This is a genomic window from Erwinia sp. S43, assembly GCF_016624745.1.
Lineage (GTDB): Bacteria > Pseudomonadota > Gammaproteobacteria > Enterobacterales > Enterobacteriaceae > Erwinia > Erwinia coffeiphila.
The window spans coordinates 133,784-149,286 of sequence record NZ_JACVTX010000003.1 but is presented as its reverse complement, the minus strand read 5'-3'; the positions used below and the strand labels follow the sequence as shown (position 1 = coordinate 149,286).

Annotated in this window: 13 protein-coding genes; 4 read left to right on the top strand and 9 right to left on the bottom strand. The window is 53.9% G+C overall.

The genetic code is table 11. The features are described 5' to 3' along the window. Positions 1–7: 7 nt before the first annotated feature. The 4 genes from IBT47_RS04870 to yeaG all read right to left on the bottom strand — a co-directional run bounded on the left by IBT47_RS04870 (position 8) and on the right by yeaG (position 6,630). A complete protein-coding gene (locus tag IBT47_RS04870; protein ID WP_200559626.1) occupies positions 8–1,198 on the bottom strand; it encodes a multidrug effflux MFS transporter in 1,191 nt (396 codons plus the stop codon). A gap of 110 nt (positions 1,199–1,308) precedes the next feature. Further along, positions 1,309–3,036, bottom strand: a complete 1,728-nt coding sequence (locus tag IBT47_RS04865) for a potassium/proton antiporter (protein ID WP_200559625.1) — start codon at positions 3,034–3,036, stop codon at positions 1,309–1,311. A 252-nt stretch (positions 3,037–3,288) separates the two neighbouring features. After that, entirely contained in the window at positions 3,289–4,569 is a 1,281-nt protein-coding gene (locus IBT47_RS04860) for a YeaH/YhbH family protein (RefSeq protein WP_200559624.1), read from the bottom strand. Positions 4,570–4,695: 126 nt separating this feature from the next. Continuing rightward, complete coding sequence (gene yeaG, locus IBT47_RS04855; RefSeq protein WP_105595249.1) at positions 4,696–6,630, bottom strand: protein kinase YeaG; 1,935 nt, start codon at positions 6,628–6,630, stop codon at positions 4,696–4,698. A gap of 433 nt (positions 6,631–7,063) precedes the next feature. Here yeaG and IBT47_RS04850 point away from each other — a divergent pair, with 433 nt between their 5' ends. Next, positions 7,064–7,813 carry a MipA/OmpV family protein gene (locus tag IBT47_RS04850; protein ID WP_105595248.1) on the top strand — a complete coding sequence of 250 codons (750 nt, stop codon included), beginning with the start codon at positions 7,064–7,066 and terminating at the stop codon, positions 7,811–7,813. A gap of 81 nt (positions 7,814–7,894) precedes the next feature. Next, positions 7,895–8,746, top strand: a complete 852-nt coding sequence (locus IBT47_RS04845) for an aldo/keto reductase (protein WP_200559623.1) — start codon at positions 7,895–7,897, stop codon at positions 8,744–8,746. Between the two features lie 72 nt (positions 8,747–8,818). Here IBT47_RS04845 and IBT47_RS04840 read toward each other — a convergent pair whose 3' ends face one another. Together IBT47_RS04840 and gapA are read right to left on the bottom strand one after the other, a co-directional pair. Beyond that, the gene (locus tag IBT47_RS04840) at positions 8,819–9,691 is read right to left on the bottom strand and encodes a D-hexose-6-phosphate mutarotase (RefSeq protein ID WP_200559622.1); all 873 of its coding nucleotides are present in this window, start codon (positions 9,689–9,691) and stop codon (positions 8,819–8,821) included. 80 nt (positions 9,692–9,771) lie between these two features. Next, positions 9,772–10,767, bottom strand: coding sequence for a glyceraldehyde-3-phosphate dehydrogenase (gene gapA / locus IBT47_RS04835; RefSeq protein ID WP_172606669.1), 996 nt, complete (start codon positions 10,765–10,767; stop codon positions 9,772–9,774). Between the two features lie 341 nt (positions 10,768–11,108). On the opposite strand from gapA, the gene msrB reads away from it, so the two are divergent. Together msrB and IBT47_RS04825 are read left to right on the top strand one after the other, a co-directional pair. Next, positions 11,109–11,519: a peptide-methionine (R)-S-oxide reductase MsrB gene (gene msrB, locus IBT47_RS04830; protein ID WP_200543827.1), complete on the top strand. Its 411-nt coding sequence runs from the start codon at positions 11,109–11,111 to the stop codon at positions 11,517–11,519. A 10-nt stretch (positions 11,520–11,529) separates the two neighbouring features. After that, entirely contained in the window at positions 11,530–11,808 is a 279-nt protein-coding gene (locus IBT47_RS04825) for a YeaC family protein (protein WP_123329494.1), read from the top strand. Positions 11,809–11,881: 73 nt separating this feature from the next. Here IBT47_RS04825 and pncA read toward each other — a convergent pair whose 3' ends face one another. The 3 genes from pncA to sppA form a co-directional block, all read right to left on the bottom strand. Further along, positions 11,882–12,496: a bifunctional nicotinamidase/pyrazinamidase gene (pncA, locus tag IBT47_RS04820; protein WP_200559621.1), complete on the bottom strand. Its 615-nt coding sequence runs from the start codon at positions 12,494–12,496 to the stop codon at positions 11,882–11,884. A gap of 14 nt (positions 12,497–12,510) precedes the next feature. Further along, positions 12,511–13,524, bottom strand: a complete 1,014-nt coding sequence (ansA, locus tag IBT47_RS04815) for an asparaginase (RefSeq protein WP_200559620.1) — start codon at positions 13,522–13,524, stop codon at positions 12,511–12,513. Between the two features lie 90 nt (positions 13,525–13,614). Then, positions 13,615–15,477 (bottom strand): signal peptide peptidase SppA, encoded by a 1,863-nt coding sequence (sppA, locus tag IBT47_RS04810; RefSeq protein WP_200559619.1) that lies wholly within the window; start codon positions 15,475–15,477, stop codon positions 13,615–13,617. Between the last annotated feature and the right edge of the window lie 26 nt (positions 15,478–15,503).

Below are 15,503 nucleotides of genomic sequence, written 5' to 3'. Positions count from 1 at the left end.
TCTGAAATCAGAGCGCGGTCAGCGTGCCGCGCACGGTTTTACTGAAGCGCCAGGCGATAAATGCCAGCAGCGCACCCGCTACCATCATCAGCGCCAGCGCTGATTTTTCTGCCAGAGGCAGAGCCATCATCAATAATCCCGCTGACGATCCCCCAGCCATCTGAATAAAGCCCGCCAGTGCGGAAGCCACACCGGCCTGCTGCTGGTAAGGCTCCAGCGCATAGCTGGTGGCCGGACCCACGGTAAAGGCCAGACCGGCAACCGACACAGCAACAGGCAGCATATACAGCGCCCAGTGCGTCTGCCATGCATCGGGCAGCAACCACATGCCAGCTGTCAGCATCACGGCTCCCGTGGTCATTGCCAGTGCGCCAATCGCCAGACAGATCGGACGGCCCAGCTTGCGAATCACCTTATTGACCAGCACGCTAACCAGCATAATCCAGAAGCCGTTCGCACCGAACGCAATTGAGAACTGCAGAGCAGACAGGCGGCCTTCGGTCATCAATACGTTAGGTGCCAGTGAAACGTAGGTCAGCACCATACCCAGCGCACCGGCGTTAGCGAAAGCAAAGGCCAGGAAGCGCGGCTGACGCAGTATCTGCCAGTACTGGCGCAGCGGCAGCCCTTTCACTTTTTGTGTATCTGCCGGGCGCGTTTCCGGCAGGAAGAACACCACCAGCAGGCCAATAAACAGTGCGTAGAGGGTCAGGAACCAGAACGGCGCGCGCCAGTTAAAGGCTTCAGCCAGCAGACCACCCAGTAGCGGGGCCAGCGCCGGAACGATATTCAACGCGCCGTTAAGGAAACCGTAGGCGCGGGCGGCATCATCGCCGTTCAGACGATCGCGTACGCCGCTAAAGGCCACCACCGCCGTACAGCACACGGCGCAGCCCTGGATAATACGTGCGGCAAGGAACTGCAGCCAGACGTCAGCGGTGGCAGCCAGTACGCTACCGGCAACGTAGAGCAGCAGGCCGATGATGGCAATAGGTTTGCGCCCCAGATTATCGACCAGCGGCCCGGCGACAATCTGCCCAAGGCCCATCACCAGCAGGAACAGGGGGATTGTGGTCTGGATATTGGCCACGGGGGTATTTAATCCAACGGCAATGTCCGGCAGAGTAGGCAGGTACAGATCGATGCCCAGCGGGGCGAGCAGAACCAGGCTGAGCAACAGCAGGGTGAATTTTTGCATGGCAGAAGTAAGATCCAAATTAAAGCAAGCCGTACAGGGTAGAGATTACCCACGGAAAAGAAAAGCATAAAGTGTAAGGAGACCGGGATTTATCTCCTTACACCGCAGAATTACTCTTTATCCTGCTGTACGCGAACCCCAACTTTAATAATTGTGTTGTCTTCTTTTTCCGCCACGGTCCAGATCAGATTTTTCCACTCAACCTGATCGCCTACGACCGGAGCACCGCCAATGATGTCGGAAACCAGCTGCCCGAGCGTTTGCTGTCTGTCATGCTCTTCATCCAGATCGATGCCGTAGATTTCAGAAACATCCTGCAACCGCGCATCGGCCTGAAGAATAAAGTCGCCGAAGAATCGCTGATCGAGATCGGCCGGCGGTGACTGGCTGAACAGTTTGCCCAATGCAGGCAGATCCCGCTCGCGCCCAATCACACACAGAATATCCCCTTCGCGCAGGCGCGTGTTGCCCGTCGGGTGCAGCAGTTGGTTATTGCGAAACAGTGCGGCGATGCGTGTTTCCCGCGGCATATGCAGATCGCGCAGGGCGGCACCGACGCACCATTTATCCGCGCTGAGTTGATAAACCAGGTGCTCCCACGGGTTTTCAGGATGGATATCCAGTCCGATTCGAGAAACAGGTGAAGCCGTAGGCGGTACGATTACCCTGGCTTTACGGGCAGCAAAGCCCAGCGAGGTTCCCTGAACGATCAGCGATACCAACACAACAAAGAAGGCGATATTAAAGAACAGCGAGGCGTGGGGCAGACCCGCCATCATCGGGAAGACGGCAAGAATAATCGGTACCGCGCCACGCAGCCCAACCCAACTGATAAAGAAGCGTTCACGGATATTAAAACCGCGAAACGGCAGCAGTCCGACTAAAACCGAAAGTGGGCGCGCCAACAGTATCAGCCACAGTGACAGCAACATTGCCGGTACGGCGATATGCCAGAGATCGAGCGGATTGACCAGCAGACCCAGTACCAGGAACATACCGATCTGGCTAAGCCATGCCATGCCGTCAAAAGTTTGCAGAATACCGTGGCGGCTGCGGATCGGCCGGTTGCCGAGGACAAAACCGCAGAGATACACCGCCAAAATACCGCTGCCTTCCAGTGCGGTGGTCAGGGAAAACACCAGGATACCGCCGCTTAGCGCCAGTAGCGGGTACATTCCGGCCGGTAGAGAAATACGGTTGATGAGCTGTAGCAGGCCCCAACCCCCGCCAATCCCCAGCGCAATGCCAAGACCAAATTCCTGGATCAGATGCACAAAGAACATCATATCCAGCCCTGACTGCCCCTTCAGGATCATATCAATCAGGGTTATGGTCAGAAACACCGCCATCGGGTCGTTGCTGCCTGATTCAATTTCCAGCGTAGCGCTGACGCGCTCATTGAGCCCTTTACCGCCGAGCAGCGAAAAGACCGCTGCCGCATCCGTCGAGCCAATAATCGCCCCAATCAGGAAGCCGTTCATCATATTTAAATCAAACAGCCAGGCGGCGGCCATACCGGTCAGACCGGCAGTGATCAGCACACCCACCGTCGCCAGCGACAGTGCAGGGCCAAGTGCCACCTTAAATGAACTGGCCTGGGTACGCATACCGCCATCCAGCAGGATCACTGCCAGAGCAAGGTTACTGACCAGATAGGCCGCCGGATAATTGTTAAAGACAATGCCACCGATGCCATCAACGCCCGCCAGCATACCGAGCGCGAGGAAGATAACCAGAATAGGGATACCCAGACGGGAGGAAAAGGAACTCAGCAGAATGCTTGCGGCAACCAGCACTGAACCAATGATGAATAAATTGTAAATCGCGCTGGCTTCCAAAAGGCGTTTCTCCCAACAGATTAAAATACTTTTTTACAGAGTGTGCGTGACAGAGCAAGAAATTTAGAATCGATCTCACTCGATTGAATTCAGGGGATAAAATAGCGTAAAAACAGCTGTGGTGAATACCGCTGAGTGCGCTAAAGGGAATTTTTCTGCTGACTGGCACGCATTAAGGCCGTAATCGGGCAAAAAGAACAGTCGTCCCCGGGATTTTACGCCGGTAGCAGGGCGCTACCGACGCATACGGGTTTAGTAATTTTCTTCAACCTGCTTCTGGAACAGGGCACGGAACACCGGATAGATATCCTCGGGTTCACGTATGTGCTGAATAGCAAAGTTGTCGAAGCGGGTTTGCAGATTCTCGTACTCGCGCCACAGAGTCTGATGTGCACGCCGGGTGATCTCGATATAGCTGTAGTAACGCACCACCGGCAGGATATTTTTTGCCAGCAGCTCATGACAAAGTGGGGAGTCATCAGCCCAGTTGTCGCCATCGGAGGCCTGCGCGGCATAGATATTCCACTGCGCCGGGTCGTAACGCTCTTTGACCACCTCATCCATCAGTTTTAAGGCGCTGGAAACAATCGTACCGCCGGTTTCCTGCGAATAGAAGAATTCCTGCTCATCGACTTCTTTCGCCTGCGTATGGTGTCGAATGTAAACCACATCCACGTTTTTATAGGTTCGGCTGAGGAACAGATACAGCAGAATATAAAAGCGTTTTGCCATATCCTTAGTGGCCTGATCCATTGAACCTGAAACGTCCATCAGGCAGAACATCACCGCCTGGCTGGAAGGCTCAGGGCGCTTTTCGAAATTCTTGTAGCGTAAATCAAAGGTATCGATAAACGGCACGCGCTTGATGCGTGCGCGAAGTTCGGCGATCTCCTTGCGCAGTTGTTCCTCTTCCAGCAGTTGAGCCGGTTCACTGTTCTCCACTGTTTTCAGCGTTTCTTCCAGTTCGGCCAGCGAGCGGCGTTTGCTGGCGGTCATCGCCGTGCGGCGTGCCAGAGAATTTTGCAGCGAACGGACGACGCTGATATTGGCCGGAACGCCGTTGGCGGTATAACCGGCGCGATGGGTTTTATACTCATTGAGCTGACGATGCTGATTCCTTTTCAGATTCGGCAGGGCAAGGTCTTCGAATAGCAGATCAAGATACTCATCTTTTGAGATATTGAAAACGAACTCATCCTGCCCCTCACCGTCCTGGCTGGCATTACCCTGGCCACTGCCGCTGCCACCGCCGCCACCCTGAGGGCGCTCAACGCGGTCGTTCTGCACAAAGTGATCGTTGCCTGGATGTACACGGTGACGCAGGCCGCCGCGCCCCTGATGGAAAGCCGGTTCGTTGATATCTTCAACGGGAATTGAGACGGATTCACCGCTTTCTACGTCGGTAACCGAACGCTTGTTGATGGCCTCGGAGATCGACTGTTTGATTTGCGACTTATAGCGGCGCAAAAAGCGCTGGCGGTTTACCGCGCTCTTATTTTTGCCGTTAAGACGCCGATCGATAAAATAGGCCATAGCTCCCCCATACTACGTTGCAGACGGGTCTTAACCCGTGTGATGCACTCGTTGCGATTTTGCTGCCGTTGTGGGCCCGGAGAGCAATCTCTGTCGGGCCCAAAGGGTTAAGCACTTACGCAAACGTCAGGATGACTTCCTTACGCGCAGATACCATTCGCACAGCAGGCGAACCTGTTTACGGGTGTAGCCTTTCTCCATCATGCGGTCGACGAAATCGTCGTGTTTTTTCTGCTCATCGGTGGATGTTTTGGCGTTAAACGAAATGACCGGCAGCAGCTCTTCCGTGTTAGAGAACATTTTCTTCTCGATCACGGTACGCAGCTTCTCATAGCTGGTCCAGTTCGGGTTACGGCCATTATTATGTGCCCGGGCGCGCAGCACGAAGTTGACGATTTCATTACGGAAGTCTTTCGGGTTGCTGATCCCGGCGGGCTTCTCGATTTTTTCCAGCTCGGCGTTCAGTGATTCACGATCGAACAGCTGTCCGGTGTCCGGGTCACGGTATTCCTGATCCTGTATCCAGAAATCAGCGTAGGTCACGTAGCGGTCAAAAATATTCTGGCCGTACTCGGAGTAAGATTCCAGGTAGGCGGTCTGGATCTCTTTGCCGATAAATTCGGCGTATTTCGGGATCAGATAGCCTTTCAGGTGCTCAAGGTACTTCTCAGCCTGTTCCTGCGGGAACTGTTCGCGATCTATCTGCTGTTCCAGAACATAGAACAGGTGAACCGGGTTCGCCGCCACTTCAACATGGTCGAAGTTAAACACGCGGGAGAGGATTTTAAAGGCAAAGCGGGTAGATAACCCGTTCATTCCCTCATCCACACCGGCGTAATCACGGTACTCCTGGTACGACTTGGCTTTCGGATCGGTATCTTTCAGGCTTTCACCGTCGTAGACCCGCATTTTCGAGTAGCTGCTGGAGTTTTCCGGCTCTTTCAGACGCGAAAGGATCGAGAAACGGGCCAGTGTTTCCAGCGTGCCCGGTGCGCACGGTGCATGTGTCAGTTCGCTATTCACCAGCAGTTTCTCGTAGATCTTAATCTCTTCGGAAACCCGCAGGCAGTATGGAACCTTGACGATGTACACGCGGTCGAGGAACGCTTCGTTGTTCTTGTTGTTGCGGAAGGTGACCCACTCAGATTCGTTAGAGTGCGCCAGAATAATACCGTTAAACGGCAGGGCAGAGATGCCTTCGGTTCCGTTATAGTTGCCCTCCTGCGTAGCGGTCAGCAGCGGGTGCAGCACTTTAATCGGCGCTTTGAACATCTCAACGAATTCCATGATCCCCTGGTTCGCCCGGCACAGCGCGCCGGAATAACCATAGGCATCAGGATCGTTCTGGGCGTGATTCTCCAGCTTACGGATATCCACTTTACCCACCAGCGCGGAGATGTCCTGGTTGTTTTCATCACCCGGTTCGGTTTTGGCAATCGCAATCTGTTCCAGAATTGACGGCCAGACCTTAACGACCTTGAAGCGGGTGATATCTCCGCCAAACTCATGCAGGCGTTTCGCTGCCCACGGCGACATGATTGTACCCAGGTAGCGACGAGGAACGCCGTACTCCTTATCAAGAATGTTGGCGTCCTCCTGCGGGTTAAACAGGCACAGCGGATGATCGTTAACCGGGCTGCGTTCACCATCCGCGCTCAGCACGTAGATAGGCACGCGCTGCATCAGCGATTTCAGGCGTTCCGCAAGCGAGGATTTACCGCCACCAACTGGCCCCAGCAGATACAGGATCTGTTTTTTCTCTTCCAGACCCTGCGCGGCGTGTTTCAGGTAGGAGACGATTTGTTCAATCGCTTCTTCCATACCGTAAAACTCTTCAAACGCCGGGTAGCGAGCAATCACACGGTTAGAGAACAGCCGGGAAAGGCGAGGCTCCTGAGCGGTGTCGACCATTACGGGTTCACCGATTGCCATCAGCAATCGTTCCGCCGCGTTGGCGTATGCACTGCGATCCTGCCGACAAATGGTAAGAAATTCCTGCAGTGTGAACTCTTCGTCCTTGGCAGCTTCATAACGCTGACGATAGTGATCGAATATATTCATAGCGATGCCCGTCCTTTCGTTTTTAGCACAGGTACCAGGAGCCTAACGCGATAGCCCCTGAAGGAACTTATTAATGAGTACAGCAACCCTTATGCCAACCTGACTTTTTTTATCGGGAAACACACTTCTTTGGTTACTCTGCTCGTTAAAATTTAGGTCTTACGATTAAGCGTAGATCGCATATTAAAAAATTTCCTGAAGCAGCGAGCATTTTCGATGAAATTTCAATAACAAAGTTAGAAAAGCGCTAAGCAGCACGTTTTCCAGGCCCGCCGGGTACTGCGGGTCAAAAATAACCCGGTGCTAAAGAAGCGGATATTTCGTGCTTAAAAATTGATTATGAGTGCTACAAGTTATGTAAATTTATGATCACGTATTGATATCACGGTTAAACTTACCAGCCTGATTGTTATATTTACGGAACGATTTATTTGTGAACCATTTCAAACTTACCGCGCTTGCTGCATTTTTACCTCTGTATTTTGCGGCCCCTGTCGCACAGGCTAACCCGCTAACGCTGGGCGCCTCCGTAATTTACAGCCAGAGTCCCTATAAAAGCGGCCAGGACCGATACTATCCTGTGCCGATCGTTAACTATGACGGTGACAGTTTCTATCTGAACACCCTGCAGGCAGGTTATTACCTGTGGAAAGACAGCCAGGATCAGCTGTCGCTGACGGTGTTGGGTTCACCGCAGAACTACGACCCCGACGATGCTGACGACGGTGATATGAAATCGCTGAACAAGCGTCATATGACGCTGATGGGGGGCGTATCCTATCGCCATACGGCTGACTGGGGTATCGTACGTACCACGCTGGCGGGCGATGTCCTCGACAACAGTAACGGCATTATCTGGGACCTGACTTATCTTTACCGCTTCGAATTTGGCCAGTTCAGTCTGACCCCGGGTATTGGTGCGCTATGGAACAGTTCTAACCAGAACAAATACTACTATGGTATTTCTTCTGCTGAATCCGATCGCAGTGGGCTTAATCGCTACGATCCGGATGACAGCTGGAGCCCGTATCTGGAGTTGACCGGTGGCTGGAAAATCAGCGACAGCTGGAACGCCACCGTTTCCGGGCGCTATGTCCGTCTGGGTGATGAAATTAAAGACAGCCCGATGGTCGACAAAAGTTCTCAGGTTCTGCTGTGGAGTGGTATCAGCTACACCTTCTGATGCGTCCGCTTGCACTAAAGAAGGGCGTTCTGCGCCCTTTTGTGCTATTTCGGGGCGCAATAATGATGCAGGGAGAGAGTGATGAGTCGGACAGTAACCTTTTCTGATGGAGCCCTCCTGCCAGCTATCGGGCAGGGGACCTGGTATATGGGCGAAGATCCTGCATTACGCAACCAGGAGATCGCCGCACTACAGTGCGGAATTGATGCAGGCCTGACGCTTATCGATACGGCGGAAATGTACGCAGATGGCGGTGCGGAGAAGATTGTTGGCGAAGCGCTGGTGGGGAGAAGGGAACGCGCCTGGCTGGTCTCAAAAGTCTATCCCTGGAATGCCAGCGAAGTGGATGCCGTTGAAGCCTGTGAACGAAGCCTGCGACGCCTGAAAACCGATTATCTCGATCTCTATCTGCTTCACTGGCGGGGCAATATTCCGCTGGAAGAGACGCTGCGCGCGATGCAAAACCTGCAGCAACAGGGAAAAATACGCCGCTGGGGCGTATCCAACTTCGATACCGACGACCTCAGTGAACTGTTGCAGGAGGAAGGGGGAGAAGACTGTGCAACTAATCAGGTGCTCTATCATCTCGCTTCACGCGGCATTGAGTATGATTTACTGCCGCAGTGCCAGCAGCTGGCAATGCCGGTGATGGCCTACTGCCCGCTAGCTCAGGCGGGGCGGCTGCGCCGTGAGCTGATGGGGCACCCGGTACTCAGTGAGATTGCACAACGCAAGCGCATCAGTGTGGCGCAGCTGCTATTAGCGTGGGTAATACGCAAAGAAGGGGTTATCGCCATCCCGAAAGCCAGCTCGATTGCTCACGTAGAGGAAAACGCGGCTGCGCTGGCGGTGACGCTGAGCAGTGAAGATCTGATGCTGATTAACCAGGCATTCCCTCCGCCGTCGACGAAAATGCCGCTGGATGTTGTGTAGCCAATGGCAGGGCAGTCATAGCCTTAATGGCCACAGCAGGCGACCGGGCTGACCGGTCGCACAGGCACCCGATTACTTCTGAATACGTAAGGTTACTGCCAGCCGGGCGGGCTGTTCGCCAGAACTGATCAGCGGACGGGAAATGCGCGCGGTTTCCACACACACCATCGTTTTATAGCCTTCGTTTGCCATATCTCCCATGCTGCACGACAGTTCAGCTCCCGGGTTCCATGTGACAACGTCACTTTGATAATGATGATGCACTTCAATCACCCGCTTGCCGGCACGGTCTTCCAGCACGCTGCACTCAGCAGGCTGGGTATGAATACGGTCAACGCGCTGTTCGTAGGTTTGCTTGCCATCAGGTAACTGGCCGGTAGCGCCCTTCAGTACCTGATCGATATAGTCCGGCCCCAGACCGCTGACTGTTACCGAGGCATTATCGGCAACGTTAAAGTAGCTGTGCAGGGCTGCCGTTGCCTCGAAATCACCGTGGGCCTCAAGTTCAATTTCGCAGGTATCGCTGAAGCGGAAACGAGCGAACAGGGTAAAGTCATGCGGCCAGAGCTTTTTGGTCTGCTCGTTGCTTTCCAGAACGAAAGTCAGCATCACGCTCTGCTCGTTTTCATCATGCGCCGAGAGCTTCCACGGCAGATTACGGGCAAAGCCATGCACCGGTTCACCCGCCGGGCCAAACCATGGCCAGCAGATTGGTACGCCGCCGCGGATAGCTTTACCCGGGGTCCAGGCCGTTTTCTCACTCAGCCAGACAACCGGCTTTTCACCCGCAGGCTGCCATGCTACCAGGTGCGCCCCCTGCAGCGTGACGGCTGCGCGGACCTTAGGGTGGGTGATGACCACTACCGGCAGTTCGCCAATCTGGCGCTGAGTAATATACGGGGAGATCTGGTTAAGCACCGGCAGCGAGAAGAGTTTTTCGTTCATGAGCGGTCCTTCTGAAATTGAGAGATAAAAAAAGGGCGACCTGAGTCGCCCTTACTTTTCTGGTTCTGTGTCAACAGGCCTTATTTGGCGATGTGAGCAACCAGGTCCAGTACCTTGTTAGAGTAACCAGTTTCGTTGTCGTACCAGGAAACCAGTTTAACAAAGGTGTCGCTCAGCGCGATACCGGCTTTAGCATCGAATACTGAAGTCAGTTTTTCACCGTTGAAATCGGTAGAAACCACTTCGTCTTCGGTGTAGCCCAGAACGCCTTTCAGTTCGCCTTCAGACGCGGCTTTGATTGCATCACAAATTTCTTTGTAAGAAGCAGGCTTAGCCAGACGTGCAGTCAGGTCAACGACGGAAACGTTAGGGGTAGGAACGCGGAACGCCATACCGGTCAGTTTGCCGTTCAGCTCAGGGATCACTTTACCTACGGCTTTTGCAGCACCGGTAGATGAAGGGATGATGTTCTGAGCTGCGCCGCGGCCGCCGCGCCAGTCTTTGTGAGACGGGCCATCAACGGTTTTCTGAGTTGCGGTAGTTGCGTGCACGGTGGTCATCAGTGCTTCAACGATACCGAACTTGTCGTTGATTACTTTAGCCAGCGGTGCCAGGCAGTTAGTGGTACAGGAAGCGTTAGAAACGATGTCCTGGCCAGCGTAAGACTTGTGGTTTACACCCATAACAAACATTGGGGTGTCATCTTTAGATGGGCCAGTCAGTACAACTTTCTTGGCGCCAGCCTGGATGTGTTTACGTGCAGTTTCGTCGGTCAGGAAGATACCGGTCGCTTCTGCAACAACGTCAACGCCTACTTCGTCCCATTTCAGGTTAGCAGGATCGCGCTCAGCGGTAACACGGATGGTTTTACCGTTAACAACCAGTTGACCGTCTTTGACTTCTACAGTGCCGTTGAAGCGACCGTGAGTTGAGTCATACTTCAGCATGTAAGCCATGTACTCTGCGTCCAGCAGATCGTTGATCGCAACGATTTCTACATCAGAACGTTCCTGAGCAGCACGGAAAACGATGCGACCGATACGGCCAAAACCGTTGATACCTACTTTGATAGTCATATATTCCACCAGCTAGTTGATAGTGAATAAAAGGTTGGCAGTAAAATTACAAAAAGCTTACCAGGCGTCAAGCGGAATCGTGTCAATTATTGCTATAGGTCAAACTCATGACCAGGAATTATTCAAAAAAAAGTCCATTTCTTGACGCCGACACAGCCGTGATCTTAAGGCACTTAACCCGAATATAAACGGGGTCATATTGTAAAAGGTGATCTGAGTCACAATTATGTCTCTGAACGATTCTCCTCTCGCACTGCGAGAGAAAAATTCACCTGATCTTGTTAAGTATTTGTTAGAATGCTAAGCGAAGTCTTCATAATAACACTGCCAGAGAGTCTACCATGGCTAATGAGAAATCCCCTATTTCACCCGAAAATGAACTGAACGAAATGCAGCGTTACGTTACCCAGCAGCGTGGTACTGAGCCACCGTATTCGGGTAAACTGTTGCATAACAAAGAGCAAGGTCTGTATCACTGCCTGGTGTGTCAGGCTCCACTGTTTCTGTCCACGTCTAAGTACGATTCAGGCTGCGGCTGGCCAAGTTTTTACGAGCCTTACAGCGACGAGGCCATTCGCTATCTTGATGATAATACTCATGGAATGCAGCGTATTGAGATTCGCTGTGGCAGCTGTGACGCTCACCTGGGCCATGTGTTCCCGGACGGCCCACAGCCAACCGGCGAACGTTACTGCGTTAATTCCGCATCGCTGAGTTTTACGGACGATGACGGTAACATCACCAAAGGTTAACGGAACTGTAATGGAACTCGATGAAATCATTGCCGGTATGACTCCGGAAATTTATCAGCGCCTGGCAACTGCGGTTGAAACCGGCAAATGGGCCGACGGTGTTGCCCTGACGCCGGAGCAGAAGGAAAACAGCCTGCAGCTGGTGCTGCTGTGGCAGGCAAAGCATAACGACGACCCCCAGCATATGAGCGTAGCGAAGGGCGGGGAAATCGTAATGAAGAGTAAAAAACAGCTGAAAGAAGAGTTCGGTATCAGCGATGAAGACGTGACGCGGATCCAATTACAGTAATTATTCCTGCAAGAATAATTCGTTCAAAGAATAGGCAGTTGTGCGTTCAGCACATCTGCCTAAATTTTTTGGCTTACAGAATCAGTGCACCGGCATTTTGCATCGCTTTCAGCGCCTCAGCGCTGTCATCTGGCTGCAAATTCACGCCGCGACACCCCTCAGCTACTACCGTGACATCAAAGCCCAGCGAGAGGGCATCCAGCACGCTGTATTTGACGCAGTAGTCGGTTGCCAGCCCCATTATCGTCAGCGAGGTAATACCTTCCTGCTTCAGCCAGCCTTCCAGAATAGTTGCCTGGCGTCGGCCGTTATCGAAAAAGGCGCTGTAGCTGTCCACCTGTGGATTTTCACCCTTGTAGACGCGCAGTGTAATAGCGGACTGCTCCAGAGCCGGGTGCAGCTCTGCTCCGGCACTGTGCTGAATGCAGTGATCCGGCCACCAGACCTGCGGCAGACCGTCCAGTTCCCCGCAGCTGCCGGGTTTGTTTCCGCAGGTAGAAGCAAAGCTGCCGTGGCCGAGAGGATGCCAGTCAAACGTGGCAATAACCGGTTCACCGCGCTGCCGAAACTCCGCCGCCAGTCGGTTAGCCACAGCTATCGTCGCATCGCCCTCTGCCACCGCCAGTGCGCCACCGGGGCAAAAGTCATTTTGTAAATCGATTAATACCAGTGCCTGACGTGCGCTCATGCTTTTCTCTCCGGTTAGTCCTCGGTCAGCTCACCGCGCAGGTTCTGCTGCATCAGCTGCCGCATTTCATCGCTGGTCAAATCCTGGCTGAGCAGATAGTGCAGTTTGGTCAACGTCGCTTCTACGGTCAGGTCGGCCCCGCTAATGACACCGGCGTGCGCCAGAGCGTTACCGGTGGCATAGCCGTCCATATTCACTTTGCCGGACATGCACTGCGTGAGGTTGACCACCACAATACCGCGATCGGAAGCGGCTTTCAGCTCTTCAAGGAACTCTTTGTTTTGCGGAGCGTTACCCACGCCGTAAGAACGCAGGATCAGCGCTTTTACCGGCTGACGCAGGAAGTTACGCACCACTTCAGCGGAGATGCCGGGATAAATCGTCACCACGCCGATCGGCTGCGGCGTAATCGGGTGAACGATCAGTTCACCTTTCCCGGCCGGAGCGGGAGGGGTATTCAGGCGGCGAATGTGAATACCGGCTTCCAGCAGGGGGGCAAGGTTAGGTGAGGCAAAGGCGCTGAAACCGTCGGCGTGGGCTTTGGTGGTGCGGTTGCCGCGATACAGCGTGTTGTTGAAGAACAGCGCCACTTCGTTAATCGGGTAGTTAGCGGCAACGAACAGCGAGTTGAGCAGATTCTGCTGCCCGTCAGAACGCAGTTCCGCCAGCGGGATTTGTGACCCGGTCACAATCACCGGCTTGGCCAGATTCTCCAGCATAAACGACAGCGCAGAAGCGGTGAATGCCATGGTGTCGGTTCCGTGCAGGATGACGAAGCCATCGTAGCGATCGTAGTTCTTCTGAATGTCGTCAGCAATCGATTGCCAGTCTTCCGGTGTCATGTCCGACGAGTCAATCAGCGGCTGATACTCGTGGATGGTGAAGTCGGGCATCTCAGCACGATGGAACTCGGGCATGTTCGCCAGTTGGGTTTGCAGGTGGCCTGAGACGGGAATGTAGCCGTGCTCAGAACGCTGCATGCCGATGGTTCCGCCGGTATAGGCGACATAAATCGATTTTTTTTGCATGGGTAAACTCAGACTTGCCGAAAACGCGCAGTATAAGGGGAAAGCCGGGGAAAAGCAGCCCGACCGGTGACGGTCGGGCTGATTAGTGAACTACTTCACATCACCACAGTTCAGGCAGAACGCGTAGCGATTTTGTGGATCGTTAAGATCGCCCATCAGACCCGGCTGTTTTTTCATGGCGGAAACCACGTCAAGCAGCGGGGCCGGTAGCAGCGCTTTCAGCGACGCTGGCAGCGAGGCGCGAACGTCCATCTGACTGAACAATGTATTCAGCAGCCCCGGCTCTTCCTGATACCAGTCCAGCTGCGGCTGCTTCACTTTTGCCAGTTCGGCGGCTTTAGCCACGGCATCGTCAAAATCACCCAGCGCATCGACCAGACCGTTGGCTTTGGCATCGCTGCCGGTCCAGACGTGGCCCTGGGCGATTTGGTCAACCTGCTCAGGCGTCTTGTTACGTGATTTTGCCACCAGTCCGATGAAGTTTTTGTAGCCGTACTCAATGCTCAACTGCATCATTTCCTGCACTTCAGGCGGCAGCGCTTTGGTCAGCGTGACATCGGCGAGCGGTGAGGTGGCAACCCCGTCGGTGTGAACGCCAATGCTGTCCAGCGAATTTTCCACCGTGTTGATCACGCCAAAGATGCCGATAGAGCCGGTCAGTGTGTTCGGGCTGGCGATAATATAGTTGGCCGGTGTGGATACCCAGTAGCCGCCGGACGCAGCCATGCCGCCCATGGAAACCACGACCGGTTTACCCGCTGCCTTGGCTGCTGCCAGCTCTTCACGGATGGTTTCAGACGCGGTAACGCTGCCGCCCGGACTGTTAACGCGGAACACAATGGCTTTGATGTTGTCATCCAGACGTGCCTGGCGAATTTCATTGGCGGTGGTGTCACCGCCCACGCTGCCCGGCGTTTCTTCACCGTCCATTATCGCCCCGTTGGCGACGATAACCGCAATATTTCCTTTGCTGTTGTTTTCTGTGGTTTCGGTATTGTTCAGCGGATAGTCATAAATGCTGATCCCTACGTAGTCCTTCGCCTCTTTATCCCAGCCGAAGGTTTTCACCAGCTGCTGATCCACCGCTGACGGTGACGCCAGCTCATCGACCAGTTTGCTCTCTTTGGCATATTGAGCGGTATCGCCGCCGACTTTTTGCAGAGCGTCCAGCACGCCGCGAGCGCCAGGGAAGACCTGATCGGCGGTAATCTGGCGATTAGCGGCCAGCGTGTTGAGGTAGTTTTGCCACAGTTCGCCTACCCAGCGGCTGTCGGCGTCGCGAGCGGCCGGTGACATATCATCACGCAGGAAAGGCTCGACCGCCGATTTATAGGTGCCGACGCGGAAAACATGGGAATTCACCTTCAGCTTATCCAGCAGGGTTTTATAGTACAGGCTGTTGGTCGCGAAGCCGTGCAGGTCGACCGTACCCTGCGGAGAGAGATAAATTTTGTTGGCGAAGCTGGCGAGGTAGTACTGCGACTGGCTGTAGCTGTCACCCGTTGCAAAGATCGGCTTGCCGCTGTCGCGGAACTCGCGCAGGGCCTTACCGATGTACTGTAGTGAAGGCTGATCGCCGCCGGCAAAGCTGCGCAGATCCAGCACAATACCGGTAATACGGCTATCATCTTTTGCCTGACGGATGGCATCCACCACGTCAAACAGTGAATTCTCTTTCAGGCGATCGCTGCTGGCCCCGATCAGCTGGCGGCCCAGCTTACTGAATTTGTTGCTGACGGAAGGTTTATCCACGACCACGCCGCTAAGATCGACGATCAGTGCACCTTTCTTCACTTCTGCCGGAGCAGAGCTGCTGTTCATCTGGAACCAGATCCCGGCACCGACCAGGATCAGCAGGATCAAAAACAGATTGAGGATAAATTCGCGGACAAAGTTTAGTCCCCGCCACGTCCACTTAAAAATACCAGCGATAGCTCGCCACAACATGCGCATAGACTCTCCGTAATCGCAACAAATGC